At 60.5% G+C, this 25135-nt stretch carries 27 protein-coding genes; 12 read left to right on the top strand and 15 right to left on the bottom strand.

Going from position 1 to position 25135, the window contains the following annotated elements:
• Positions 1-876, top strand: a complete 876-nt coding sequence (locus ACS5Q8_RS20960; protein WP_426100066.1) for a carboxylate/amino acid/amine transporter — start codon at positions 1-3, stop codon at positions 874-876.
• Between the two features lie 68 nt (positions 877-944).
• Positions 945-1361, top strand: coding sequence for an Lrp/AsnC family transcriptional regulator (locus ACS5Q8_RS20955; RefSeq protein WP_247397381.1), 417 nt, complete (start codon positions 945-947; stop codon positions 1359-1361).
• Between the two features lie 37 nt (positions 1362-1398).
• On the opposite strand, the gene ACS5Q8_RS20950 is transcribed toward ACS5Q8_RS20955, so the two are convergent.
• The 6 genes from ACS5Q8_RS20950 to ACS5Q8_RS20925 all read right to left on the bottom strand — a co-directional run bounded on the left by ACS5Q8_RS20950 (position 1399) and on the right by ACS5Q8_RS20925 (position 7771).
• Complete coding sequence (locus ACS5Q8_RS20950) at positions 1399-2076, bottom strand: phenylalanine--tRNA ligase beta subunit-related protein (protein ID WP_426100065.1); 678 nt, start codon at positions 2074-2076, stop codon at positions 1399-1401.
• Positions 2077-2080: 4 nt separating this feature from the next.
• The gene (locus ACS5Q8_RS20945) at positions 2081-3298 is read right to left on the bottom strand and encodes an ATP-grasp domain-containing protein (protein ID WP_443695586.1); all 1218 of its coding nucleotides are present in this window, start codon (positions 3296-3298) and stop codon (positions 2081-2083) included.
• Positions 3299-3309: 11 nt separating this feature from the next.
• Positions 3310-4491, bottom strand: coding sequence for an MFS transporter (locus ACS5Q8_RS20940; protein WP_276194274.1), 1182 nt, complete (start codon positions 4489-4491; stop codon positions 3310-3312).
• Between the two features lie 8 nt (positions 4492-4499).
• Complete coding sequence (locus ACS5Q8_RS20935; RefSeq protein WP_247397386.1) at positions 4500-4814, bottom strand: Rieske 2Fe-2S domain-containing protein; 315 nt, start codon at positions 4812-4814, stop codon at positions 4500-4502.
• Positions 4815-4826: 12 nt separating this feature from the next.
• On the bottom strand, positions 4827-5924 hold the full coding sequence (locus ACS5Q8_RS20930) for an iron-containing redox enzyme family protein (RefSeq protein WP_276194272.1): 1098 nt from the start codon (positions 5922-5924) through the stop codon (positions 4827-4829).
• A 557-nt stretch (positions 5925-6481) separates the two neighbouring features.
• Positions 6482-7771 (bottom strand): mechanosensitive ion channel family protein, encoded by a 1290-nt coding sequence (locus tag ACS5Q8_RS20925; RefSeq protein ID WP_465159377.1) that lies wholly within the window; start codon positions 7769-7771, stop codon positions 6482-6484.
• Positions 7772-7964: 193 nt separating this feature from the next.
• Between ACS5Q8_RS20925 and ACS5Q8_RS20920 the strand changes: the two genes are divergently transcribed.
• Positions 7965-9311 (top strand): DEAD/DEAH box helicase, encoded by a 1347-nt coding sequence (locus tag ACS5Q8_RS20920; protein WP_276194270.1) that lies wholly within the window; start codon positions 7965-7967, stop codon positions 9309-9311.
• A 49-nt stretch (positions 9312-9360) separates the two neighbouring features.
• Here the strand turns inward: ACS5Q8_RS20920 and ACS5Q8_RS20915 are convergent, their stop codons facing one another.
• Entirely contained in the window at positions 9361-9636 is a 276-nt protein-coding gene (locus ACS5Q8_RS20915) for a hypothetical protein (RefSeq protein WP_247397391.1), read from the bottom strand.
• Positions 9637-9790: 154 nt separating this feature from the next.
• On the opposite strand from ACS5Q8_RS20915, the gene ACS5Q8_RS20910 reads away from it, so the two are divergent.
• Positions 9791-10180 (top strand): transcriptional regulator, encoded by a 390-nt coding sequence (locus tag ACS5Q8_RS20910; protein ID WP_247397393.1) that lies wholly within the window; start codon positions 9791-9793, stop codon positions 10178-10180.
• Positions 10181-10212: 32 nt separating this feature from the next.
• On the opposite strand, the gene ACS5Q8_RS20905 is transcribed toward ACS5Q8_RS20910, so the two are convergent.
• From ACS5Q8_RS20905 to ACS5Q8_RS20895, 3 genes are all read right to left on the bottom strand, one after another.
• Positions 10213-11079, bottom strand: a complete 867-nt coding sequence (locus tag ACS5Q8_RS20905; RefSeq protein WP_276194269.1) for a DUF6279 family lipoprotein — start codon at positions 11077-11079, stop codon at positions 10213-10215.
• A gap of 66 nt (positions 11080-11145) precedes the next feature.
• Positions 11146-11868, bottom strand: coding sequence for a TorF family putative porin (locus ACS5Q8_RS20900; RefSeq protein ID WP_276194268.1), 723 nt, complete (start codon positions 11866-11868; stop codon positions 11146-11148).
• Positions 11869-12078: 210 nt separating this feature from the next.
• On the bottom strand, positions 12079-12258 hold the full coding sequence (locus tag ACS5Q8_RS20895; protein ID WP_003193095.1) for a PFL_1563 family small protein: 180 nt from the start codon (positions 12256-12258) through the stop codon (positions 12079-12081).
• Between the two features lie 322 nt (positions 12259-12580).
• Between ACS5Q8_RS20895 and ACS5Q8_RS20890 the strand changes: the two genes are divergently transcribed.
• A complete protein-coding gene (locus ACS5Q8_RS20890) occupies positions 12581-13417 on the top strand; it encodes a CvfB family protein (RefSeq protein ID WP_028617391.1) in 837 nt (278 codons plus the stop codon).
• A gap of 51 nt (positions 13418-13468) precedes the next feature.
• On the top strand, positions 13469-13867 hold the full coding sequence (locus ACS5Q8_RS20885) for a DUF2177 family protein (RefSeq protein WP_276194267.1): 399 nt from the start codon (positions 13469-13471) through the stop codon (positions 13865-13867).
• A gap of 104 nt (positions 13868-13971) precedes the next feature.
• Here the strand turns inward: ACS5Q8_RS20885 and ACS5Q8_RS20880 are convergent, their stop codons facing one another.
• Complete coding sequence (locus ACS5Q8_RS20880) at positions 13972-15189, bottom strand: YbfB/YjiJ family MFS transporter (RefSeq protein WP_426100063.1); 1218 nt, start codon at positions 15187-15189, stop codon at positions 13972-13974.
• A 105-nt stretch (positions 15190-15294) separates the two neighbouring features.
• Here ACS5Q8_RS20880 and ptrR point away from each other — a divergent pair, with 105 nt between their 5' ends.
• Complete coding sequence (ptrR, locus tag ACS5Q8_RS20875) at positions 15295-16188, top strand: putrescine utilization regulator PtrR (protein WP_443693483.1); 894 nt, start codon at positions 15295-15297, stop codon at positions 16186-16188.
• A gap of 140 nt (positions 16189-16328) precedes the next feature.
• The gene (locus ACS5Q8_RS20870) at positions 16329-16451 is read left to right on the top strand and encodes a PA1414 family protein (protein WP_003193089.1); all 123 of its coding nucleotides are present in this window, start codon (positions 16329-16331) and stop codon (positions 16449-16451) included.
• Positions 16452-16610: 159 nt separating this feature from the next.
• Here the strand turns inward: ACS5Q8_RS20870 and ACS5Q8_RS20865 are convergent, their stop codons facing one another.
• From ACS5Q8_RS20865 to speB, 4 genes are read right to left on the bottom strand one after another with little or no spacing between them, the layout of a single operon-like run.
• Positions 16611-17993 carry a sodium:solute symporter family protein gene (locus ACS5Q8_RS20865; RefSeq protein ID WP_276194264.1) on the bottom strand — a complete coding sequence of 461 codons (1383 nt, stop codon included), beginning with the start codon at positions 17991-17993 and terminating at the stop codon, positions 16611-16613.
• 34 nt (positions 17994-18027) lie between these two features.
• Positions 18028-19539: a purine-cytosine permease family protein gene (locus tag ACS5Q8_RS20860; RefSeq protein ID WP_443693485.1), complete on the bottom strand. Its 1512-nt coding sequence runs from the start codon at positions 19537-19539 to the stop codon at positions 18028-18030.
• A gap of 21 nt (positions 19540-19560) precedes the next feature.
• A complete protein-coding gene (locus tag ACS5Q8_RS20855) occupies positions 19561-19983 on the bottom strand; it encodes a YybH family protein (RefSeq protein WP_465159376.1) in 423 nt (140 codons plus the stop codon).
• Positions 19983-20933, bottom strand: a complete 951-nt coding sequence (speB, locus tag ACS5Q8_RS20850) for an agmatinase (RefSeq protein WP_247397418.1) — start codon at positions 20931-20933, stop codon at positions 19983-19985. The genes ACS5Q8_RS20855 and speB overlap by 1 nt, the downstream gene beginning before the upstream one ends.
• Before the next feature lie 150 nt (positions 20934-21083).
• On the opposite strand from speB, the gene ACS5Q8_RS20845 reads away from it, so the two are divergent.
• The 4 genes from ACS5Q8_RS20845 to rlmD all read left to right on the top strand — a co-directional run bounded on the left by ACS5Q8_RS20845 (position 21084) and on the right by rlmD (position 25076).
• On the top strand, positions 21084-21977 hold the full coding sequence (locus ACS5Q8_RS20845) for a LysR family transcriptional regulator (protein ID WP_247397420.1): 894 nt from the start codon (positions 21084-21086) through the stop codon (positions 21975-21977).
• Positions 21978-21983: 6 nt separating this feature from the next.
• Complete coding sequence (locus ACS5Q8_RS20840; protein WP_276194261.1) at positions 21984-22589, top strand: tRNA-uridine aminocarboxypropyltransferase; 606 nt, start codon at positions 21984-21986, stop codon at positions 22587-22589.
• Positions 22590-22821: 232 nt separating this feature from the next.
• The gene (gene cysM, locus ACS5Q8_RS20835) at positions 22822-23724 is read left to right on the top strand and encodes a cysteine synthase CysM (RefSeq protein ID WP_276194260.1); all 903 of its coding nucleotides are present in this window, start codon (positions 22822-22824) and stop codon (positions 23722-23724) included.
• Entirely contained in the window at positions 23724-25076 is a 1353-nt protein-coding gene (gene rlmD / locus ACS5Q8_RS20830) for a 23S rRNA (uracil(1939)-C(5))-methyltransferase RlmD (RefSeq protein ID WP_426100059.1), read from the top strand. Before cysM ends, rlmD begins: the two co-directional genes overlap by 1 nt.
• Positions 25077-25135 lie beyond the last annotated feature (59 nt).

Genomic DNA, 25135 nt, shown 5'->3' with positions numbered 1-25135 from the left:
ATGGGCTACTTACTGGTTGTCACCCTGATACAGGCATTTTCCTTCAGCTTGATCGGCGAATACCTTGCCGGTCACGTCGACAGCTACTTCGCGGTGCTGGTGCGCGTGCTGTTGGCCGGGCTGGTGTTCATTCCGCTGACGCGCTGGCGCTCGGTGGAGCCGACCTTCATGCGCGGCATGCTGGTCATTGGTGCGCTGCAATTCGGTGTGACCTACGTTTGCCTGTACCTGAGCTTTCGCGTGCTGACGGTGCCGGAGGTGCTGCTGTTCACCATCCTTACGCCGTTGCATGTGACCCTGATCGAAGACGCCCTCAACCGGCGCTTCAACCCCTGGGCACTGGTCGCCGCCCTAGTCGCGGTGGCGGGCGCGGCGCTCATCCGCTTCGATCAAATCACCCCGCACTTCCTCATGGGCTTCCTGCTGCTGCAACTGGCCAACTTCACCTACGCCGCCGGGCAAGTGATGTACAAGCATCTGGTGGCGCGCTACCCCAGTGATCTGCCGCACTACCGGCGTTTCGGCTACTTCTACCTCGGCGCGTTGCTGGTGGTGTTGCCGGCGTTCCTGGTGTTCGGCAAGGCCGATTTCCTGCCCGAAGCGCCGCTGCAGTGGGGTGTGCTGGTGTACCTCGGGCTGGTCAGCACGGCCCTGGGCATGTACTGGTGGAACAAGGGCGCGTGCCTGGTCAACGGCGGCACCCTGGCGGTGATGAACAACCTGCACGTGCCGGTGGGGCTGCTATTGAACCTGTTGATCTGGAACCAGCACGAGCCCCTGGGCCGCCTGGCGCTGGGCGGCTTGGTGATTCTGGGCGCGGTGTGGATCAGTCGGTTGGGCATAAAACCCGAAGCAGGCGTACAGTCTGCGGGGTGATAGGCCCTGGGCATGCGTGAGCGGGAATGAAAGTCTGTTATCGAAGAGAAAAGTGTGGGGGCGGCAGAGTGGACAAGGTTGACGAACAGATAATTGCTGCCTTGAAGGACGACTCCCGGGTCAGCCTGGCGCAGTTGGCGCGACAAGTTCACAAGTCTCGAACCGCCGTCGAATCGCGGGTTCAAAAACTGATCGAAAAGGGCATTATCCTCGGCTTCACCATCAACGTCGCTGAAGATGAAGAAGCCCAGCAGTCGGCGTTTCTGATGCTCATGCTCAATGGCAGCAACTGTCACCTGGTGTTTCCGAAGATCTACCAGTTCCGCGAAGTGGTTCAGGCTTACTCGCTGTTCGGCGACGTCGACATGATGCTCGAGGTCAAATACCGCAACTTCGAAGAGCTGATGGTGTTCAAGGACAACCTGCTGAAGATCGAGCATGTGCGCGAGGTGGTGGTCAACCCGGTACTCAAGGCCTGGCGCTAGCCGCTGCTGTTTCGGCAACGGCTACGCGGCATCAGCCTCAGGCGTGATCGTGTACGGTCTCGAGAAAGTGATGACTCAAGGCCGGCATTCGCTGGCGCAGGGTGTCGACGAACTCTTCAATGACGGCCTGGTTGAAGGCAAACGTCGTGTCGTCGTGCCCCAGCACCACCACCAGCAGGCTGGACGAGTCCTTCGTCAGCCTGAAGTCATGGGCGTCGGCGTCGACCTTGCCGATGCTCGCCAGGGGCACGTCACCGCAGGTATAGACGATGTCGCCCGCCGGAATCGTAATGTCCTTCTTGGCGAACAATGGTCGGAAAGCCCTGGGGGCCTGCGAGCGCATGACATAAATATCATCCTGCTGATGATAGGTGTGTACGCCGATGCTGACCCCATGCCGGATCGCCACGGCGTTATAGGCATCGACGATGTTGTTGATGGGGTGGACGCCTTTGGCGATGAAACGCCGCAACAGTTTCTCGTTGGCGCTGACGGTGTTTTCGTAGCCGAGTTTTTTGAGTTGCTTGGCAAAGCCCTCGTAAATGACGTTGGAGTCCAGTTCGTTGAGGTGGGACGCAACGTGATTGAGGTTGCTTTGCAGGACACTGACGAAGCTCTGGTCGTCCGACACGGTAATGTCTTCGATAACCGCTGCGCACGCATTGTTGATGCCCAGATCACTGGCTGACTTTCGGATGATCAAACGACTTTTCATTGCCTTAACACCACAGTTTTTTACGTAGATTGGCGGTACTGATGTCCAGTTGCGGCGCCGAAAGGTGTTGCAGCCAGAACAGCCCCGGACAGGTGGCGAAGTCGATCGTGATCGGCGTGGTATCGCCGGCGTCGATGAAGTAGCGGTGGCCGCAATACGCCTCGTCCTCCATCACGCTCTGCAAGGCCTGCGACGAGGGTGCGGCGAAGGTGCGTTGTTCATCGGAGCAGAAGAACCCGATCCGGCCGTGGCTGATCTGGCTGACCGCATCCTTGCGGGGGCGTGGGCGGCCGAGGTAGCTGTCGATGGCCAGCGACAGCAAGTCGGGGTGGTACACCTGTTGAAACAACAGCGGTGCGATGCCGCCATGCAAGCGGCCGCCGGCTTCAATCATCACCGGGCCGTCTGCAGACCAGATGATTTCCATATGAATCGGGCCGACCTCGATGCTCAGCGCCGCAGCGGCCTGGCGGGCGTAGTCGTTCAGCGGCTGCAGTTCCTCGGCGCGGGGATCGAGGGTGTCCAGGCTTTCGTAGACAAACATGCTGCCGTTTTTCTGGACCTTGGTGTATCTGCACACCGAGGCAATGATGTACACGCCGTCAAAGGCGACCATATCCACGACATATTCCGGGCCCGAGACGAACGGCTGCACGATGAAGCCGAGGTTGATTTCCCCCAGGTCGTTTTTGCGCTGCCAGGCCGCATTGTTCAAGGCAGTTTCGACGCCAGCCCGGCCTTGGGCAAACACCACGCCTTCGGTGGCGGCGGAATTGAGCGGCTTGACTACATAGGTGGCGGTGTCTTTCAGCGTGGCAACCACCTCTGCAATGCGCGTTGGCGAGCTCAGCAGTTGCGATTCAATGTTCGCCAGCCCGTGTTTTTTCAGGGCATGCTGCATCGAGAACTTGTTGCGACGCAGGTCGCTGGTGATGCGGCTATTGCCGGGAATACGCAGGACTTCGGTGAGGTAGTCGGTCAGGTAGATCGCGGTTTCGCAACCCGCGATCACGGCGCTCAGCGACAGCAGTTCGAGGATCTCCAGCAAACCCTCTTCCCAGTTGTAGACCGCGTCGAAGTTTTCTCTGATCAGGTCATCGGTGAAATGCTTGGGCAAGCTGTCGGTGGACATCACGGCAATGCACCTTACGCCCTGAGCCTTGAGCAAGGGCGCGTAGAGTTTGCCTGTGGAGAACGGGTCAACGATCAGTACGGTTTCCAAAGCAGGTACTCCTATTCGGTGGTGGCGGTGGCCGCGACGGCAGGGGTGAGGTTCCACGCCAGTACGGCAGCAGCCAACAGCGCGGCGGAGACGATCATCAGCACGCGCGCACCTTCGAGCCCGAGGAAGGCTGCGGTGGTGAAGAACGTCAGGATCATCGGCGCCGAGCCACTGACCAGCAGGTAGTAGAGCGAGCTTTTGGCGGCGATCACGTCGGCGATCCGTGCGTTGGGCGCCGACTCGATCAGGGTTTTACGCAATTGGATGCGCAGGCTGTTGATGCAGAAACCCAGCAGGAAGGCGGCGCCCATCATCACGTAGAGGTTATGGAAATAGACGATTGCTACGTCGGCCAGTATCACCAGCAGGATCGCGCTGTAGCTGTTGAGCTTGATCCGTGGCAGCACTGCGGCGCTGAAGGCACCCAGGCCCGCCAGGCCGCTGGCGACGCCAAACAGGGTGGCGTTCCATTCGTTGAGTTTCTGGAAAACGATGGGCACCAGGCTGTTGAAGGCGCCGATATGGAAGCCGATCATGCTCAACACGATGATCAGGATGTACAGGTTGCGCGGCAGGTGCAGGGGCTGCGCCGTGTGGCCGTCGGCGGCCTGCTCGGGGGTATCGGCGACGGGGGTTGGCGCCACAAAAAGAATCGCCGCCAATGACAGGATCGCCCCCAGGCTGATGATCTGCAGGGTCTGGTTGACGCTGAACACATCCACAATCACGCCGCCCAGCAGCGCACCGCCGAAGGCCCCGATCTGGATGGAGGTTTGCATCAAGCGCGCCGAGGTGTCGCTGTTGGTCAGCCCGGCCAGCACCAGCTTGGTGTTTTTCGATTCCAGGGTACTGATGGTGAAGTAGTCGGTGACCCCCACCACGAAGGCAATCGCCAGGAAGCCGATCGGCAACAGCGCCGCGTCGGTAAACGACAGCCCCAGCACGGCGGCGAACGCGGTCAGGCGAATGTACAACAGTCGTTTCATGCTCAGTTCAATGGTGAAGAACTTGCCGATGTACTGTTCGCACAAATACGGCACCACGGTCGCCACGCATAAGGTGGCGCCCACCAGGAACGTCGAGCCGGTAGTCTCCAGGCCGAACCAGACCATGGCGATCACAATCGCCATGTCCAGGCCGGTGAAGAGGGTCACGATCGAATAAAACGCAGCAAGGGTCGATTTATTATTCATGGGCACCATCAGTCGTAACGAGAGAGTTTAAGGAGAGGCACGCATCGCTCGGTGTCACCGATGACGGTACTGATCTGGTTTCTGACGCGAACGGTGGGCAGCGACTTCTTTTCCAGGTTGCAGACCTTGTAGGCGTTGTCGTGCCAGGGGCAGATCACGCTTTGCCCGTCACCCGTCACTTCCCCCATGTGCAGCGGGCCGCCGCGATGGGGGCAGGCTGTCGGCAGCAGTTGAGTCGAATGCGCATGACGCTTGAGAAAGTAGGTTTTCCCGTCCACCGCCACATAGTGGGTATGGCTGAGGTTCAGGCTGATGGCTTTCATGGGGCGGCGTCCTCACATGGCCGTGACGGTGTAAGTGCAGGAGGGGCTGACGATGCAGGTGCCATGCAGCATGCCCTTGGGAATCACCACGCCTTCCCCGGCCTTGAGCCGCACGGTCAGTTCGGGGCTGGCGACAAAATCCAGCTCGCCGGATTCGACCCAGAACAGTTCGTCATTGGGGTGGGTGTGCAGCACCGAAAGCTCGTGTTCAGGCTCGGTGATCGTCAGGTCCACCGGCTTGCGGCCATGGAGGGCGCGGGCGTTGGCACGGTGTTCATCCATCTCGTCATGCCACTTGATATGGGCATAAAGCTCATCGTCGGCGATGTCCTGCAGTAACCGGAACTCCTCAAAACCGCGGATAAGGTCGGGGATGATCGCGTTGCCGAACTGTTTGATCATCGGCAGGATCAGGCGTTGCAGGGCCATTCTTCCGTGATGCACATCGATGTGTGAGTGCTCGTCGAAGTATTCGGTGGAGACCGTGCCGTTGAAGATCGTCTTGATCGCGCGTGACTGATGCTGGGTGGTCAGGGCCAGTGTGGCTTCGGTGTAGTACATGGCGCCGATATAGCGGAACAGCTCGCCATGGTTGGCCGACACGTAGTGGAAGTAGTTGGTGAGCGACAGCGAGGCGGGGGTATAGAACTGCCAGTAGTGATGCACGTGATGGGACATGTCCATGTCCTTGAGCATGTCTTCAAAAATGGTGCTGTGCTTCTTCTTGTCGATGCCGTAACCGTATTCGTCGATCAGGATCTTGAACAGTTCGCTGGTGTACACGCCGCCGTTACCCAGCACATTGCGCGCCATGGCCGAGGCTTCACTGAGGAAGTCGCCGGCGCATTGCGTCATGAAAAACCGCGCAGCACGTTCGGGATGGCGGCTGGTGGTCAGGACTTCATGGAGCTTGGAGTCGGACCGGGCCACATCGTCCAATACCTTGTCGGTGTGGGCGACAAAGGAGTCTAGGCACCAGGGACCGTTGATGTGAACCTCTTCCTTGAGCCAGTTGTAGAGGTATTGCTCCAGTAGCGGACGAATCTTTTTACCGGACGCGGCATGCTGCGGATCATAAAAATTCTTGAATGCCTTGAGATCCAGTGCCATGGGCGGCTTGGGTAAAAAGACCAAGTCTTGTTCATAGATGTTCAATAATAAGCGTTGCGCCAAAAGATGCTGGCTGTGTGAAAGTTGGTCGCTTGTCAGGCGGGTGCTGATAATTGCATCGGTCACGTCCTGCGGCCTTGAAGGTCGCTGGTAAGGGCTGTCGGTATAAAAGTCGCGAGGTTGAGAGAAGCCAGTTGCACTGCAGTAGTGAGTCAGTGCTTCCGCATCCGAACTTAATAAAAAGTGTGCCACATCATCTGAAAGCTTAGTTGTCCATAACATAAGTAATGCCTTCTCACAGAGTTGTTCGATGGCCAGATGCTATAGCTTTGGTTTTTCTAAAAACAGATTAAAAATCGGGCGCCTGGATAGTGAAAATCACTAAATGTATAGGTGAAGTTTTCTTTGTTGTTGCGTGGGTTTGATTTTGCGGCGTGGGCAACTAAACATGTTCGTCAGCTATTTGCCGGGCAGGCTTGGCCTGTAGCGCAAGGCCTGATTTAGCGCGGGGGGATTCAACAGGCGAGGGGCAAGGGAGCCCCTCACCGTGCGCTTTGTCAGTTCTCCGGGGCTTGCGCGGCGGTGGTGTTCTGCGTCATTGCAAACAGCCCGCTGCGCAGGTCAGTGCCGCTCGGCTGTTGGTACAGGCTCAAGCCGAATTCCGGCAGCACCGCCAGCAGGTAATCGAAGATATCCCCTTGAATCCGCTCGTAATCCGACCACGCCGTGGTGCGGGTGAAACAGTAGATTTCCAGCGGTACGCCCTGGGCGGTGGTTTGCATCTGACGCACCATGCAGGTCATGTTCGGCTGGATATCCGGGTGGCTTTTCAGATAGGCCAGGGCATACGCGCGGAAGGTGCCGAGGTTGGTCATGCGCCGGCGATTGGCCGACAACCGCGCGCTTTGGCCCTGGGCTTCATTCCAGGCCTTGAGCTCGGCCTGCTTGCGGCTGATGTAGTCGGTGAGCAGGTGGACCTGGCTCATGCGCGCCTCTTCATCGTCGCGCAGGAAGCGCACGGCGCTGGCGTCGATGAACAGGCTGCGCTTGATCCGACGCCCGCCGGACGCCTGCATGCCGCGCCAGTTCTTGAACGACTCGGACATCAGGCGCCAGGTCGGAATCGAGACGATGGTCTTGTCGAAGTTCTGCACCTTGACCGTATGCAGGGTGATGTCCACCACGTCACCGTCGGCGCCGACCTGGGGCATTTCGATCCAGTCGCCAACCCGCAGCATGTCGTTGCTGGTCAACTGCACGCTGGCGACGAATGACAGCAGGGTGTCCTTGTACACCAACAAGATCACCGCCGACATCGCACCCAGGCCGGACAGCAGCAACAGCGGTGAGCGGTCGATCAGGGTGGCGACGATGATGATCGCGCCAAACACGAACAGCACCATCTTCGCCAACTGCACATAACCCTTGATCGAGCGGGTACGCGCGTGTTCGGTGCGCGCATAGATGTCGAGCAGGGCGTTGAGCAGTGCGCTCATGGCCAGCACCATGAACAGGAGGGTGAACGCCAACGCCACGTTGCCGATAAACAGGGTCGCGGTCTTGCTCAGGTCCGGCACCAGGTACAGGCCGAACTGGATCACCAGCGACGGCGTCATCTGCGCCAGGCGGTGGAAGACTTTGTTGTGGCGCAGGTCATTGAGCCAGTGCAGGGACGGTTGCCGTCCGAGCAATTTGACCGCATGCAGGATGAGGTAACGCGCCGCCCGTCCGAGCAAGAGGGCCACCACCAGCAGCACCAGCAAGCCCAGGCTGGAATGCAGCAGGGGATGTTCGTCGAGGGCGCTCCAAAGGTCTTTGACGTTGAGCCAGAGCTGTTTGATATCCATGGGTGAAACCGATTCTTCTGTAAGACAAGACCGTGCGATTAGAGCATCTAAGTGCCGCAACATTGGCGTTACAGACAAACGCCTTAACAAAAAAACAGCTGATTGACGCTGTTCGCGTAAAGAAACTCGGTTTGGACGCCCGAAACCGTTACCCTATGCAGCTGATATTTTGTATTTCTTCGAGGTAGCACCCGTGTTTTCCCAATTCGCCCTGCACGAACGCCTGCTCAAAGCCGTGGCCGAGCTTAAATTTGTCGAGCCTACGCCTGTGCAGGCAGCGGCCATCCCGCTCGCGCTCGAAGGGCGTGACCTGCGGGTGACGGCTCAAACCGGGAGTGGCAAGACCGCCGCTTTCGTCCTGCCGATTCTTAACCGCCTGATCGGCCCGGCTAAAGTGCGCGTCAGCATCAAGACCCTGATCCTGCTGCCGACTCGCGAGCTGGCCCAGCAGACCCTGAAGGAAGTGGAACGTTTCTCACAGTTCACCTTCATCAAGTCCGGCCTGATCACCGGCGGCGAAGACTTCAAGGTCCAGGCCGCCATGCTGCGCAAGGTGCCGGACATCCTCATCGCCACCCCGGGCCGCATGATCGAGCAACTCAACGCCGGCAACCTCGACCTCAAGGAGGTCGAAGTGCTGGTGCTCGACGAGGCCGACCGCATGCTCGACATGGGCTTTGCCGATGACGTGCAGCGCCTGGTGGCTGAATGTGTGAATCGCCAGCAGACCATGCTGTTCTCCGCCACCACCGGCGGTTCGACCCTGCGCGACATGGTTGCCAAGGTCCTGAACAACCCCGAGCACCTGCAGGTCAACAACGTCAGCGACCTGAACGCGACCACGCGCCAGCAGATCATCACCGCTGACCACAACGTCCACAAAGAGCAGATCCTCAACTGGCTGTTGGCCAACGAGACCTATCAGAAGGCCATCGTGTTCACCAACACCCGGGCTGCGGCCGATCGTATCTACGGTCGCCTGGTGGCGCAGGACTACAAGGCGTTCGTCCTGCACGGCGAGAAAGACCAGAAGGACCGCAAGCTGGCGATCGACCGTCTCAAGCAAGGCGGGGTGAAGATCCTGGTCGCCACCGACGTCGCCGCGCGCGGCCTGGACGTCGATGGTCTGGACATGGTCATCAACTTCGACATGCCCCGCAGCGGCGATGAATACGTACACCGTATCGGCCGCACCGGGCGTGCCGGCAACGATGGCCTGGCGATCTCATTGATCTGCCACGGTGACTGGAACTTGATGTCGAGCATCGAGCGCTACCTCAAGCAGTCGTTCGAGCGCCGCACCATCAAGGAAGTCAAAGGCACCTACACCGGGCCGAAGAAGGTCAAGGCGTCGGGCAAGGCCGTGGGCGTGAAGAAGAAAAAAGTCGACGCCAAGGGCGACAAGAAAAAGGCCGGCGCCAAGTCGCCGACCAAGCGCAAGATCGCCAACCGGCCGAAGACCGACAACCTGTCGTTGGTCAGCAAGGACGGCATGGCGCCACTCAAGCGTCGCAAGCCGGAAGCGCCGGCTGCCGAATAAGCCTGGGCCGCAATAAAAAAACCGGACGTTGTCCGGTTTTTTATTGCCTTCAGTTTTTTGTTTTGGCCGCCGCTTCTTTCAGTTCTTTGAGGCGGGCGTCGATCAATTGGCATTTATCCGGGAACTCCGCGCTTTGCGTGTCCAGGTCCATCTTCTGCAGCTCGTCGTTCATCTCCTTGGCCTTGCTCGGGTTCTGCTCGGTAAGCTGAGTGACGGCCTTGGCCAGTTCTTCGCGCTTGATGGTGGCTTCTTCGGGGGTGCAGGCCCAAGCGGGCAGGGCAGCGAGCAATGTGGCGGCGATGCTCAGGTTTATCAGGGTTTTCATGATCGGACCTCCTTGGCGGTGATGCTCAGTTGAGGGGGTGAACGTCTGGAAAGTTCAGCGCAATGACACCTGTCCATTCGGCTGAACGGCCAGTGACGTCGCGTGTCACACCTCTAGACGGGTTACTTTCCTTTGGCCCGCAGGAGGAATCAGGATGACGACTTACAACTGGGATCTGATCGAGCGTCTGCTGCATGAAGTGCAGAATGGCGAGGGCAGCTTTGCCCCGCGCAAATACGCCGAGGAGGAAGCCGCTGATAAGGCCACGGCGGGCGAGTCCACCGGCAATCTGGATGCGCTGAAAAAGACCGCTGCGGATTACGAGGCGCTGTTGTTCAAGCGCGGGTTTATCGAGTCGCGGCCAGAGGACGAGGGTGGCAGTGGTGAGAACTTTGTTTTGACGCCGCGAGGTGCCCAATTGCTGGCCTTGATAGACAGCTCAATACCGGGCAACGCTCACCCACGTCAGGTGCTGGATGAGCAGGCGGATGCGCTGGAACCGGTGACGTTCGACGCTGTGGCGTCGAAGGCGGCGATTGCCTGAAGAGCATGTGGGAGCGGTCTTGCCCCCACGTTCTAGTCAGCGGCGGCTTTTAGACATTTGAGCGCCTTGAGATCGCTGCGCACGCCCTCGATTTTGTGCGTCAGCTTCTGGCGTTGTTGTACGCTGCTTTGCGCCATTAGATCCACGATCAGGCTGCGCGCTGCTGTTTCTGTCTGGGCATAGGCCTCCCGATATTCCGGGGTCCATAGGCCTTCTCGGTCCACCAACAATTGTTGCATTTTTTGCGCAAAGTCAGCGTCGTGGCGTTGTTGCACTGCGTCGATGAACTGCCCCTGCCAGCGGGCGCGGTTGTCGAGCCACTGCTGGTTCTGTTCACCCAGCTCTGCGGACCAGGCCGTCACGCGTTGCTGCTGGCTTGCGCTGAGCGGCCCGATCCACGTATCGAGGCGCTTGCTCATACGCTCGGCCCGCTCCTGGACCTGTTGCGGCAGGGGCGGTTTGAGGTATTCGTCCTGGCGCTTGCGCAGGTCTTTGGCCAAGGCGTCGTTCATGTCCTTGACCTGCTGGTCGTCCAGCCCGCGCAGCAAGTGGACGGCCGACGGGGTGATCGCGCGCGCGATCTCGTTAACCGCCTGTTTGGCTTCGCCGGTACGGCTCTGCAAGGCGCTGTCGCTGACCTGATGGTTGTCGACCATTTGTTGCAGGCGGTCTAACCAGTCCAGATAGCCCGGTAACTGCGTGGTGCAATGCCAGGCCAGGTGTTGCTGGAGTGTGTCGTTGAACCAGCGCTTCTGCACGGCGTTCATGGCCAGGTAGTCACTTAGGGTCCACGGGATGATCACGTCGAGATTGCGGTAGGCCAAACCCACGCGGTTGCAGCCGCCAAGCGCCAGGCTCGCGATCACGAATACCAGCAGAAATGTGAGCCGATGCAACATGGGCAGGTCCTTGCGCAGAGGGGGTTGATGCATGTGAACCCGCGCTGGGTGCGACAGTTCAGCCCATCAATAAAACGTCCGCGCGGCCTTCAGGGTCAACAGCCCATCGCATTGCGAATTGTGTCCGGAGTAGGCCGAGCAGTCGCCGCCATTGAGGCTGGAGTCGCTGTAGATCAGGTCAAGGTCAACGCCCATCCACGCCCTCGAGAATTGCACCGACCAGTCGCTGAAGCTGCGAATCGAGCCGCTATCCACCGACACCGGGCTACCCAGTTGGTGCGTCGTGTACTTCATGCTGACGCCGATGCCGAAAGGCTGCGTGCCGCCAAGGTCGGCGAATAGCGTGCTGTCCTGGCGGTCGGGGTCATTGCTGAAAGACGCGCCGAAGCGATTGCCCAGCAGGTTCAGGCCGCCGTAGAACTCCTGGCTGTCGAGGAGGCTGAGCGAGGGGTAGCTGTAGTGGATCAGTCCTACTTCGTAGCCCAGCGTCTGGTCGAAGGGGTGCTTGAAACCCATGTATGAGTCGACTTCGAGGTTGCTCGCCGAAGACAGGCCCATATTCGGCGAAAACTGGCCGAAATACAGGCCGCTGTTGTGGCTCAGGTCGAGGCCGCCGTGGAAGGCGTCGCTGCCCGGCGAGGTGGGCTTGACCAGGCCCTGGGCCATGCTGCGGCTGGGCGTGGTGCCCAATTTCAGATCGAAGTCGCCCAATTCGCGCTGGAAAATTTGCGCTTCGGCCAGTGGGCTCGCGGCGAGGGCGCTGAGCAGGAAAATAATCGGTTTGAGCATGCTTCACTCCATGAAAAGCGAGGAGCAGTAACGAAAGAAATCAGGCGGATGCCCGTGCTAGACGCGTGCAAGCATACCGGCGAATCCCAGGTGCTGAGGCCCGTTCGTCGATTTTGTGGAGCAGGGGGTGAAGCAAGAGGGTGTTTCGGACTCTAGTCCTAGCGCCTTGCTGGCAAGACGCTTAGGGACCAGGTGTATTGCGCCGTCAGCTTACTTCTTGCCCAGGCTGATCTGCTTGGACGGGCCGAAAGTCTGGCCGCTCACGCCCTTGGCAATCTGCTGGATTTCGCCACCGGACTTGAGGAACGCAGCGATCTGGCTGTTGATCGACTCGCTGGTTTCGACGGCGGGAGCTGGCTTTGCTTTGCTATTGGATGCTTTTACGCGCATGGCGGCCACTAACCTGTAGAAAATTAACTTGGCCAGGCATCGTACAGGAAATGCTTGACAATTGCTTGGTAAATATCCCCTGGTATTTACAGTGATGGCTGAAACACGCAAAGTTTGTCGTCGAAATAAGCCCCTAACTTGCTGTTTTAACTCGAAACCACGCGGCCTGCCGGGTGCAGCAAGCGCTGCAAAATTCAGCCGACTGATCAGACGAGCGGGGCGCAGCCAGTAGAACGCCATGCAAGCCCGCGATTTTTCAAGCGCGCGCGCGTGCCGGGCGCAACTCGGGTAGAATGCCGCCCACGCAATGAGGGTATTGGAAATGGCTTTAGTCGGGCGCTACAACAGCTTGCAAGTGGTTAAACACACTAACTTTGGTTTGTACCTGGATGGTGCGCAAGACGGTGAAATCCTCTTGCCTAATCGGTATATCCCCAAAGATATTCCCAGTGAAGATGAAGACTGGCTTAACGTATTCATTTACTTGGACAGCGATGACAAACTTATCGCCACCACTGAAAAACCCAAAGTTCAAGTCGGCGAATTCGCTAGTTTGAAAGTCGTCGAAGTCAACAGCATTGGTGTTTTCCTCGATTGGGGTTTGCCCAAGGATCTGTTGCTGCCGTATTCGGAAGAAAAACGTCAATTGACCGCTGGCGAATATTGCGTGGTGCATGTCTACCTCGACAAGCACACCAAGCGCATCACCGCGACCGCGCGTCTTGACCGCTACCTCGATAAGACGCCCGCCAACTACCAGGTGGGCCAGGAAGTCGACCTGCTGGTGGCCGAGGCCACGGACATGGGCTTCAAGGCGATCATCAACAACAAGCACTGGGGCCTGATCCACAAGAACGAAGTGTTCAAGTTCCTGCGCCCGGGCAAGGAAGAGAAAGGCTTTATCAAGGAAATCCGCGCCGACGGCAATATCAGCCTGAGCCTGCAACCGGTCGGTCAGGAAGCGGCCTCCAGCCTCAACTCGAAGATCCTCGCCAAGCTGCGTGAAAACAACGGTAGCTTGCCGGTCAGCGATAAAAGCGACCCGGCAGTGATCAGCAACTTGTTCGGCGTTAGCAAAGGCAACTTCAAGAAAGCCATTGGTGCGCTCTACAAGCAGGGCCAGATTGTGATTCACGCGGATCGTATTGAACTAAGCTAAGTGCGGTTTGCTCTTCTGTAGGAGCAAATCGCTCCTACAGAGGCTGTGCCGATGCCCCGCAAATCCTTGTTCGCTTACCTCGGCACCTTGCTCGCCTTTCTGGTGTTCGACGGCCTCTGGCTCGGTGTCCTCATGGGGCCGACCTACAAAACCCTGTTGGGCCCGCTGATGCTCGAGCAGCCGCGGCTGTTGCCTGCCATGCTGTTCTATCTGCTCTATGTCCTCGGTTGCGTGGTGTTGGTGATCTTGCCCAGCGGCACTTGGCTGCGCGCGGCGCGCCTGGGGGCTTTGTTCGGTCTGGTGGCCTACGGCACGTATGACCTGAGCAACTGGGCCACGCTGCAAGGTTGGTCGGCGGGGCTGGCGCTCATGGACATGGCCTGGGGCACGTTTCTCAGCGCTGTTTGTTGCACGGTTGGCCATCTGTGTGCGCAACGGGCGTGCAAGTGATTGTGTACAGAATTTAGGCGCGCACCGTTGCTGAGCCTAATACAACACCTTTGCCTTCTGCGGGCCGTTGTTCGGGATTCTGCTGGTGGACTTCTACGCCGGGTTTACCGGCTGTTTCCTGGGTGGGCTGTTTTTGCTGGTGCTCGCTCGACGCGAACAAGCTCGCGTGTCAACGCCGGTGATTGCTGGGTGACCGTCGTAGCGTGGCGCAGCAACACCGCGCCCGCCAATAACAGCCCGCAACCGGCAATCACCAGCGCCGGTTGCAGGCCGTCGCTCAGATGGCTGCTCACCGATGCGAGCAACGGGCCGCTCAGTTGGCCGATCGCGAAGCAGGCAGTCAGCACCCCGGTGCTGCGCTGATAGCCGTGCGGCGCCACCTCCCGCAAGCGCGCCATCACCAACTGCATACACGCCAGAAAAGGCCCGCCGCACAGCAACACGCCCAGCGCCAGACCCCAGCCGTTGCCCAGCAAGCAGGCAAACACGCCCGCCGCTTGCAGCCATAGGGTTGTCATCAGCCAGCGACGGGTTGTGTTCGCGGCCTTGCGGCGCAGGCTCGCCACGACCACACCGAGCGCAGCCGCCAGGCCAAAGCATGGCCAGAACAGGTCTGCCTGCCAGGCGCCCTTGAACTGCGCGCTGGCCATCTGTGACAGAAAGGTCGCCGGAATGATGTAGCCAAGGCCGAACAGAAAATAAATCCCGCCCAGGTGCGCGATGCTCGCATTGCTGTCCGCGCCGCTGATGGGCGCGTCAGTGAGGCTCGGTCGAGGCAGGAAAGGCAGGATCGCCAGCAGCATCAGCAGCGCCACCCCGCCGTAGACCAGCCACAGCGTCGCGGAGCTTTGCCCCAGCAGGTTCGAGCCTAGCGCCAGCAGGCCGGTCAATAGAATCCCCAGGCCCGGCCCGGCAAACACCAGGGCGCCCAAGCGTGGCTGCCCTGCGGCAATCGCCAGCGGTTGGCTGAGGCTGGTGATCATCACCAGTGCCCAGGCGCTGGCCACGCCGGTGCCGAAGCGCAACAGCAGGTGCGGCCAGAACCCATGGGCCCAGTACGACGCCAGGGTCAGCAGCACGCACAACCACAACCCGCCGTACAAACGGGCGCGCACATGCTGATGGCTGCGGGCAAAAATCGAATCCACCGCACCGACGAAGTAGCCCAGGTAGTTGGCGGCAGCGATTAGCCCGGCACCTGTCAGATCGATCTGTCCTTCGCTCAGCAAATGCGGCATTTGCGGGGTGAGGGCGAAGCGGCCAATGCCCATGGCCATCATCAAGGCGATAAAGCTGGCGAGGAGGCGAATCAAGGGGGACATGTTCAAGGTTTCCTGCGGGAAAGCGAATGATGTGCAGGCTAAGGTGGATTGATGTTCTGTAAAATTGAATAATAGTGATCAACTTGTTCAGTTTTGGAGAAAGGTATGGAGTTCAGTCAATTGCGCATTTTCCAGGCCGTGGCGGAAGAGGGCTCCATCACCCGCGCTGCCGAGCGCTTGCACCGCGTGCCGTCGAACCTGTCGACCCGGCTCAAGCAGATGGAGGAACAACTGGGCGTCGATTTATTCGTCCGTGAACGTCAACGCCTGCAGCTTTCCCCAGCGGGCAAAGTGTTGCTGGACTACAGCACCCGTCTGCTGGCGCTGCACGACGAAGCCCACGGTGCCGTGCAAGGCGGGCAACCGGCCGGCGACTTTGTGCTGGGCAGCATGTACAGCACCGCCGCGATTCACTTACCGAAACTGTTGGCGCGCTACCACAAGGCGTATCCGCTGGTGAATTTGCAGGTGCAGTCGGCGCCCAGCGGGGAGCTGCTGGAAGGCTTGATCACCGGGCGTCTTGACGCTGCGCTGGTCGACGGCCCGCTGACCCTCGCGACGCTGGACGGTGTGCCCCTGTGCGACGAAAAGCTGGTGCTGATTTGCGAAGCCGACCACCCACCGGTACACGGTCCCCAGGATGTGGCCGGCCGTGCGGTGTTCACCTTCCGACGCAGTTGTTCCTATCGCAGACGTTTGGAGACGTGGTTTTCCCACGAGCGCGTGGCCATGGGCCGCGCCATTGAGATCGAGTCTTACCAGGGCATGCTCGCCTGTGTGATCGCCGGTTCCGGCGTGGCCCTGATGTCCGAATCCATGCTCGACAGCCTGCCAGGCAAGGACAGCGTGTCCGTTCATCCCCTATCTGGGCCTTTTGCCACTGCGACCACCTGGCTGATGTGGCGAAAGGGTATGCTCGGCGCTAATCTCAACGCATGGATCGAACTGCAGCGCGAAGGCCAGGCAGAGTTGCCGCAAGACGCCCGTGCGATTGCCTGAACGTACCGTCGGCATTTGAATCAATTCAGTAATAGTTCGTTGTGGTTTCGTTGAAGCAATGCGTAGGAGTTAGGGCTACTATCTGTAGGAAGAGGCGAACGAATTCCCGCCGACCCGCACTACCCTCAAAGGGGGCAATCATGAAAGAGAAAATCCAAAACTGGCTCCACGACCTTGGCGTTGCGCTGGGTCTGATCGAGCCCCCGCTGCAGCCGGTGCCCATTCGCACGGATGATGAGCAGCGTCGTCCACGTCGGCGCTAAACCGCAGCCACTGGAATGCCGCAGAATTAATGTAGGTGCGGGCTTGTGTAGGAGCGAGCAAACCCGCCCCCACCCTGTCTTGTACGCCACGCAAAAAAAAACGGGTGCGACATCCGACGTCGCACCCGCTGAAGAAAACGTGATAGGCCAAGTGTTTGTTCAGGCCGCCCGAGCGGGCACCGTTTCAGGCCGGCGCGACAACAGGCTCACCCCGACAAAACTCACCAACGCCACCGCCAGGCTGTAGTAGATCGGCGTGTTCGCGTCCAAGCCATCCTTAAACATGAACACCAGCGCGGTCACAAAGCCCAGGGTCATGGACGTAATCGCCCCTGCGGTCGTCGCGCGCTTCCAGAAAATCGCCCCAATCAGCGGGATCAGCATGCCCCCCACCAACAGGTTGTAAGCCAGGGTCAGGGCGCTGATCACATCGTTCACCACCAGGGCGATGCCCAGTACCGCGATACCGGTCAGCATCGTGAACAGGCGGTTGATGTTCAGGCTCGACTGCTTGCCGCCGCGCAAACGTGGCAGCAGGTCCTCGGTCAATACGGTGGACGCCGCCAGCAAGCCGGCGCTGGCCGTCGACATCATCGCCGCCAACGCCGCCGCAATCACCAATCCACGAATCCCATCGGGCAGCGACATTTTGACGATCGCGGCAAACGCGTTGTTGACGTTATCCAGATCGGGGATCAGCACATGGGCCGCCATGCCGATCAACGCACAGGCCAGGCCGTAGAGAATGCAGTAGAAACCGGCGAAGGTGCCTGCGTACTGGGCGACTTTTTCGTCGCGAGCGGTGAACACCCGTTGCCAGATGTCCTGGCCGATCAGGATGCCGAAAAAGTAGATCATGAAGTAGGTGATGATCGTGTCCCAGCCGATCGCGGTGAAGCTGAAGCTCGACGCCGGCAGCTTGGTCACCAGTTCGTCCCAGCCGCCGACGCGGTACAGGCAGATCGGCAGCAGGATAAACATCAGGCCGACGGTCTTGATCACGAACTGCACGATGTCGGTCAGGGTCAGCGACCACATGCCGCCGATGGTCGAGTACACCACCACCACGCCACCGCCGAGCAGCACCGAAATCCAGAAGGGCAGGCCGAACAGCACCTGCAGCACGGTGCCGATGGCCAGGATCGAGGTCACGCCGATCATCAGCGCGTAGGCCAGCATGATCACCGCACTCGCCTGGCGGGCCATGGGGTTGTAGCGTTTTTCCAGGACCTGGGTGACGGTGAAGATTTTCAGCTTCAGCAGCGGCTTGGCCAGGAACAGGTTCAGTGCAATGATCCCCATGCCCAGCGCGGCGCACAGCCAGAAGCCGGAGATGCCGTGCACATATCCCAGGCGCACGGTGCCGACGGTGGACGCACCGCCCAATACCGTGGCGGCCATGGTGCCCATATACAGCGTCGGGCCGAGATTGCGCCCGGCGACCAGGTAGTCTTCGTGGGTCTTGGCGCGGCGCATGCCGTAATAGCCGAGCACGAGCATGCCGGCGGCGTAGATGAGTACGACGAATAAATCCAAAGCCATGACGGCGAGTCTCCGATTGTCTTTTTTATGGGAATCAGGCGGCCTGTTGCAGCGCCGGTTCAGCGCGCACGTCCGTGCGTTTGCTGCGCGGATCGGTCGGCCCATATACGCAAGCCGGTTCCGGGAACACGCGAAGCAAGGTCAGGTACACCGCCGAGGCCAGCCCCAAGGTCACCGGCAGGCTGATATCGATGCCGTCGGCGAGATTGCCCAGTGGCCCGACAAACTGCCCCGGCAGGTTGACGAAGCACAGCCCCACCAGCGCGCTCGGAATCCAGGCGCCCAGGCCGCGCCAGTTCCAGCCGTGGCTGAACCAGTAGCGCCCGCCGCGTTCGCCGCGGGTAAACACCTGCAGGTCGTCCGGGCAGTAGAAGCCGCGGCGCACGATCAGGCCGATGATCATCATCACCATCCATGGGGTGGTACAGGTGATGATCAGCACCGCGAAGGTCGACACGCTTTGCACCAGGTTGGCGGCGAAACGTCCGATGAAGATGAAGGCAATCGACATCACCCCGATCAGCAACGTGGCCTTGACCCGCGACAGCAGGCGCGGGAACACGCTGGACATGTCCAACCCCGTGCCATACAGCGACGTGGTGCCGGTGGACATGCCGCCGATCACCGCGATCAGGCACACCGGCAGGAAAAACCAGCTCGGCGCCACCGCCAGCAAACCGCCGACGTAGTTGTTGGCAGCGATGTAGTCCGGCGCCCTGACCGCGACGATGGTCGCAGTGGCCAGGCCAAACAAGAACGGGATCAAGGTGGCGATCTGTGCTGCGACCACCGCCAGCATGATGCGCATTTTCGGCGTTTCACGCGGGATGTAGCGCGACCAGTCACCGAGGAACGCGCCGAAGGAGATCGGGTTGCTCATGGCCACCAGCGCCGCGCCGATAAACGCGGCCCAGAAGCCGCTCTGGCCGAGGGCGACGGTGCCGGCGAAGTGGCTGTCGAAGGTCGGCGCGAACGCGAAGATCCCCAACAGAAACAGCAGGCTCGCCGCCCATACCGCAATGCGGTTGACCCACAGCATGAAGCGAAAGCCGTAGATGCACACCGTCAGCACCAGAATGGCAAACACGCCGTAGGCCAGGCCCAGGGTCAGGTCGGTTTCCGGCAGGCCGATCAGGCGTTTCGCACCGCCTACCAGCGCATCCCCTGAACTCCACACCGACAGTGAGAAGAAGGCAATCGCCGTCAGCAATGACAGAAACGAGCCGATAATCCGCCCGTGTACACCGAAGTGCGCCCCGGACGACACGGCATTGTTGGTGCCATTGATCGGCCCGAACAGGCCCATGGGCGCCAGGATCAGCGCACCCACCAGCACGCCCAGCACAATCGCCCAGACACCGGCCTGGAACGACAGGCCGAAGAGCACCGGGAAGGCGCCCAGCACCGCCGTGGCAAAGGTGTTGGCACCGCCGAAGATCAGGCGAAACAGATCCTTGGGCCCGGCGGTACGTTCGTGGTCCGGGATCTGTTCGACCCCGTTGGTTTCTATCTTGCGAATACTGTTTTCGTTGTTTTTATTATTCATGATCAGCTCCGATCACATTGGCTAAGGGGGCGGCAGCCCTTCCGGCATAGCGGACAAATGTTCGTGACAGGCCAGCCACAGGCCTTGTTTTTGTTGTACGTCTAACCCTTGCCGTGTGAAGACAATGGTCTCGCGTTCCTGGCTATTGAATTGCTCCCCGTTCATGCGCAGCTCGGTGGCCACGTCATGCATAAAAATCGCCACATCACCCTGCAGGCTGACAACGGCGTTGCTCGAGATGCAGGACAGCACCTCGAACCCCTCGTCCCGGCGCCAGCTATCCCACAATGCCTGGTAGGCATCGCGACTGAGCAGCGGCTGGGGCAGGGTGTAGAACACAAAGCTGGCGTCGGCGGTGAATGCGCCGAAGTAGGCCGCGCGATCATTGCGCGCAAAGGCCGAGACCAAATCGGCGGCGGCCTGCAATACCTCGCGCGCGCTCATCAGCGGTGCACCACGCCGGGCAGTACGCAGAGCATCTCGTACAGCAGGTTGGCGCCCAGCAGCGAGGTGTTGCCGCTGGTGTCGTAAGGCGGCGAAACTTCTACCAGGTCGCAACCAATCAGGTCGAGGCCTTGGCAGCCACGGATGATTTCGATCGCCTGGATGGTGGTCAGGCCGCCGATTTCCGGCGTGCCGGTGCCCGGTGCCCAGGCCGGGTCGATACCGTCGATGTCGAAGCTCAAGTACACCGGGCCGCCGCCGACTTTTTCGCGCACTTCGGCCATCAACGGCGCGAGGGAGTGGTGCCAGCATTCTTCAGCCTGCACCACGCGAAAGCCCTGCTTGCGGCTCCAGTTGAAGTCTTCGGCGGTATAGCCCTGGGCGCGCAGGCCGATCTGCACCACGCGGTCGCAATCGAGCAAGCCTTCTTCCACCGCGCGGCGGAAGGTGGTGCCGTGGGCGATCTTCTCGCCGAACATATGGTCGTTGACGTCGGCATGGGCATCGATGTGTACCAGCCCGACCTTGCCGTGTTTCTTGTGGATCGCCCGCAGGATCGGCAGGGTGATGGTGTGGTCGCCGCCCAGGGTCATGGGGATCACGTTGTGCTCGAGGATCTCGTCGTAGGCTTCTTCAATGATGCGCACGGCGTCGAGCAGGTTGAAGGTGTTGATTGCCACGTCGCCGATGTCGGCCACCGACAGCGAGTCGAACGGTGCGGCACCGGTGGCCATGTTGTACGGGCGGATCATCACCGATTCGGCGCGGATTTCCCGGGGCCCGAAGCGGGTGCCGGCGCGCAGCGAGGTGCCGATGTCCAGTGGCACGCCGATAAAGGCCGCGTCCAGGCCCTTGGCCGATTGCAAATGGGGAAGACGCATCATGGTGGCGATGCCGGCGAAGCGCGGCATTTCGTTGCCGCCCAGTGGTTGGTGGAAAATCTTGTCCACGGGATTGCCTCATCGTTGTTGTGTTTATAAGGGGCCGATTCTGCGAAAAGCCTGGGGCGGGAAGAATCGGCAGGGGTAAATACTTAGTTCAGATTTTTCTAAACTAATGCCGGCAGGTAGACTGCTGCGATCACCTCCCCGGAGCCGACCATGGCCAACGCCTTGCCCGACCTGAAACTCCTGCGCATCTTTGTCAGCATCGTGCGCCACCAGGGGTTCGCCAATGCGCAGCACGAACTCAACCTCTCGACCTCGGCGATCAGCACCTATATGAGCCAGCTCGAATCGGCGTTGGGCCTGGTGCTGTGCCATCGCGGCCGGGGCGGGTTCAGCCTGACCAGCAAGGGCGAGCTGTTCCATCAGGAAACCCTGCGGCTACTGGGCGAGCTCGAAGGCTTCGAGCAATACGCCGCCGCGCTCAAAGGCGAACTGCGTGGCACGCTTAAGCTTGGCGTGCTCGACTCCACCGTCAGCGACAAGGCCCTGCCGTTCGCCGAAGTGATCGGCGCCTACAGCCTGGAACACCCGGCGGTGCATTTGCATTTGTCGGTGATGAGTCCTTACGAACTGCAATTGGGCGTGCAGGACAACCGCTTGGACCTGGCCATCGGCGCGTTTTCCAATCGCATGAGCGGGCTGATCTATATGCCGCTGTACCGCGAGCAGCACTGGTTGTATTGCAGCACCCGGCACCCGCTGTTCAATGAGCGGCGCATCCCTGAACAGGTGATCACCCAACAACGCATGGTCGGGCGCGGCTACTGGAGCCAGGCGGAGCTGGCACGCCATGGCTTCAAGCACAGCGCCGCCACCGTGGAAAGTATGGAGGCGCAACTGATCCTGGTGCTGTCCGGCGCCTACATCGGCTACCTGCCCGAGCACTACGCCCAGGCGTGGGCCGACAAGGGCGACCTGCGGGTGCTGCTGCCGGCGACCTTCGGCTACCAGGCGCCGTTCTCGATGATCATGCGCCGTGGCCGTAGCCGTGAACCGCTGATCCAGACCTTTCGCGACTTGCTCAAAACCCAGCTCAACCAGGCCTGAAAAACCATGTCCAGACCCCACTGCTCCCGTTGCCTGCGGCCTACCAGCCATTGCCTGTGCGCGCTGATCCCCAGCCTCGACAGCCGCACCCGCGTGTTACTGCTGCAGCACCCGAGCGAGGTCAACCATGCGCTCAATACCGCGCGGCTGGCGGCGTTGGGCTTGAAAAATGCGCAGTTGGTGGTGGGCGAGGTATTCGATGATCTGCCGAGTTTGTTGAACCCGCCTGGTTATCAGGCGCGCCTGTTGTTTCCCGCTGACGATGCCCGGCCGCTGCAGGCTTATGGACAGAGTGACGAGCCGTTGTTGCTGGTGGTCCCCGACGGCACATGGCGCAAGGCGCGCAAGTTGTTGCACCTCAACCCGCTGCTGGCGGCGCTGCCCAGGGTGACGCTGGTCGAGGCGGCCGTCTCGCGCTACCGGCTGCGCAAGGCGCCGGGCCCCGGTGCGTTGTCGACGGTAGAGGCGATTGTGCAGGCGTTGCAGGTGTTGGAGGCGCCGACATCGTTTGCCGCGCTGCTCAAGCCGTTTGAGGCGCTGATTGACGGGCAGATCGCGGCGATGGGGGAAGAGGTTTTTCAGAGAAATCATGGCGATGGGTATTTGGGCTAGTCCATTTATCGAGGCGCGTCCATCGGGGGCAAGCCCCCTCCCACAGGGGGTTGTGGGGTACACACTATTTTTGGTGAGCACAGGGCAAATGTGGGAGGGGGCTTGCCCCCGATGGGCGCGCCACTTCACTCGCTTATTCCTATAAGCCATAAGCACCGCACTTTGCGTGATATGGCGCGCCAGGCTTTCCCGGTATGATGTTCGTCCCCGCAGTCTGGATTGCGAATACGCCATGACCTTGCAGTACCCTACAATCGCCGATTGCGTCGGCAACACGCCCCTGGTCCGCTTGCAACGCATGGCGGGTGAAACCAGCAATACCCTGTTGCTCAAGCTCGAAGGGAACAACCCGGCCGGTTCCGTCAAGGACCGTCCGGCGCTGTCGATGATCACGCGCGCCGAGCTGCGCGGGCAGATCAAACCCGGCGACACCCTGATCGAAGCCACCTCCGGTAACACCGGGATCGCCCTGGCCATGGCTGCGGCGATCAAGGGTTACAAGATGGTGCTGATCATGCCCGACAACGGCAGCGCCGAGCGTAAGGCTGCGATGACCGCCTACGGTGCCGAATTGGTCCTGGTCACCCAGGAAGAAGGCATGGAAGGCGCCCGCGACCTCGCCGAGCGCATGGCCGCCGAAGGCCGTGGCCAGGTGCTGGACCAGTTCGCCAACGGCGACAACCCCGAGGCGCACTACACCACCACCGGCCCGGAAATCTGGCGCCAGACCCAGGGCACGATTACCCATTTCGTCAGCTCCATGGGCACCACCGGCACCATCATGGGCAACTCGCGCTACCTGAAAGAGCAGAACCCGGCGATCCAGATCGTCGGCCTGCAACCGATGGAAGGCGCGTCGATCCCCGGCATTCGTCGCTGGCCCGAAGAGTATTTGCCGAAGATCTACAACGCCTCGCGCGTGGATCGCATCATCGACATGGCCCAGCGTGAAGCCGAAGACACCACGCGCCGCCTGGCCCGTGAAGAAGGCATCTTCTGCGGCGTGTCCGCTGGCGGCGCCGTGGCCGGCATGTTGCGATTGTCCAAGGAGGTGGAAAACGCGGTGATCGTCGCGATCATCTGTGACCGTGGCGACCGTTACTTGTCGACCGGCATTTTCGACGAACCCAACTGATGGCCAAGCACGAGAGAGGCCTGCGCTTCCAACCGACGGGCGGCAGCCGTGCCCCACAGATCCCCGTGGGCAAAAAGCAACGCCTGACCATCGAGCGCCTGGCCAATGATGGCCGTGGCATCGTGTTCTTTGAAGGCCGCACGTGGTTCGTCAACGGTGCGCTGGCCGGCGAAGAGGTCGAAGCGCGGGTGTTGGGCGCCCACGGCAAAGTGGTCGAGGCGCGCACCGAGCGGGTGTTCAAGGCCAGCGAGCTGCGCCGCCCGGCACCGTGCGCGCACTTCGGCCGTTGCGGCGGTTGCAGCGTGCAGCACCTGCCCCATGCTGAACAACTTGCCCTGAAACAGCGCATGCTCGCCGAGCAGCTGTCGCGTGTGGCGGGGGTCGAGCCGCAAGAGTGGGCCGCGCCGTTGAGCGGGCCCGAGCTGGGCTATCGGCGTCGCGCCCGTGTGGCCGTGCGCTGGGATGCCAAGGCCAAGAAACTGGAAGTCGGTTTCCGCGCCGTGGCCAGCCAGGACATCGTCGCCATCGACGATTGCCCGGTGCTGGTACAGGCCTTGCAACCGATCATGCAGCGTTTGCCCGGTATGCTGCGCCGCCTAAGCAAACCTCAGGCTTTGGGGCATGTGGAGTTGTTCAGCGGGTCGTCCATCGCCGTATTGTTGCGGCATATGGCGCCGTTGTCGGACGCCGACCTGCTGATCCTCAACGAATTTTGCGCTTTCCATGAGGCCCAGTTGTGGCTGCATGGCGAGGGCCAGCCCGAACCGGTCGAGCCTGACCAGGCCCTTGGCTATCGGTTGGAACAATGGGATCTGGAACTGGCGTATCGACCGGGCGATTTTGTTCAGGTCAACGCCGGGGTCAACGCGGCGATGGTGGCCCAGGCGCTTGAATGGCTGGCGCCGCAAGCCGATGAGCGGGTGCTGGACCTGTTTTGCGGCCTGGGTAACTTCGCGCTGCCACTTGCTCGCCAGGTGCGCGAAGTGGTGGCGGTGGAAGGTGTACAGGCGATGGTCGAGCGCGCGGCGCTCAATGCCATCAGCAATAATTTGCATAATGTGCAGTTTTTTCAGGCCGATTTAACCCAGTCGCTGACTGACGCGGACTGGGCCAAACAGGGCTTTTCTGCGGTACTCTTGGACCCACCCCGCGATGGTGCCCTGGAGGCTGTGCGCAAGCTCGCCACTCTGGGAGCCAAGCGCCTGGTGTACGTGTCCTGCAACCCGGCCACGCTGGCGCGGGACACGGTTGAGCTGGTCAAGCAGGGCTACCGGCTAAAACGTGCCGGGATTCTCGACATGTTTCCGCAAACCGCGCATGTCGAGGCGATGGCGTTATTTGAAGCGGGCTAGGACGCCCGTTTAATCCGACTGGCCTGCATTCTCCTGGGCCGTGATCTGCCTGGGAGTGT

Source organism: Pseudomonas sp. PAMC25584, assembly GCF_058135675.1.
Note: the sequence above shows the minus strand (reverse complement) of the source record. Positions and strands in the feature narration are given on the sequence as shown.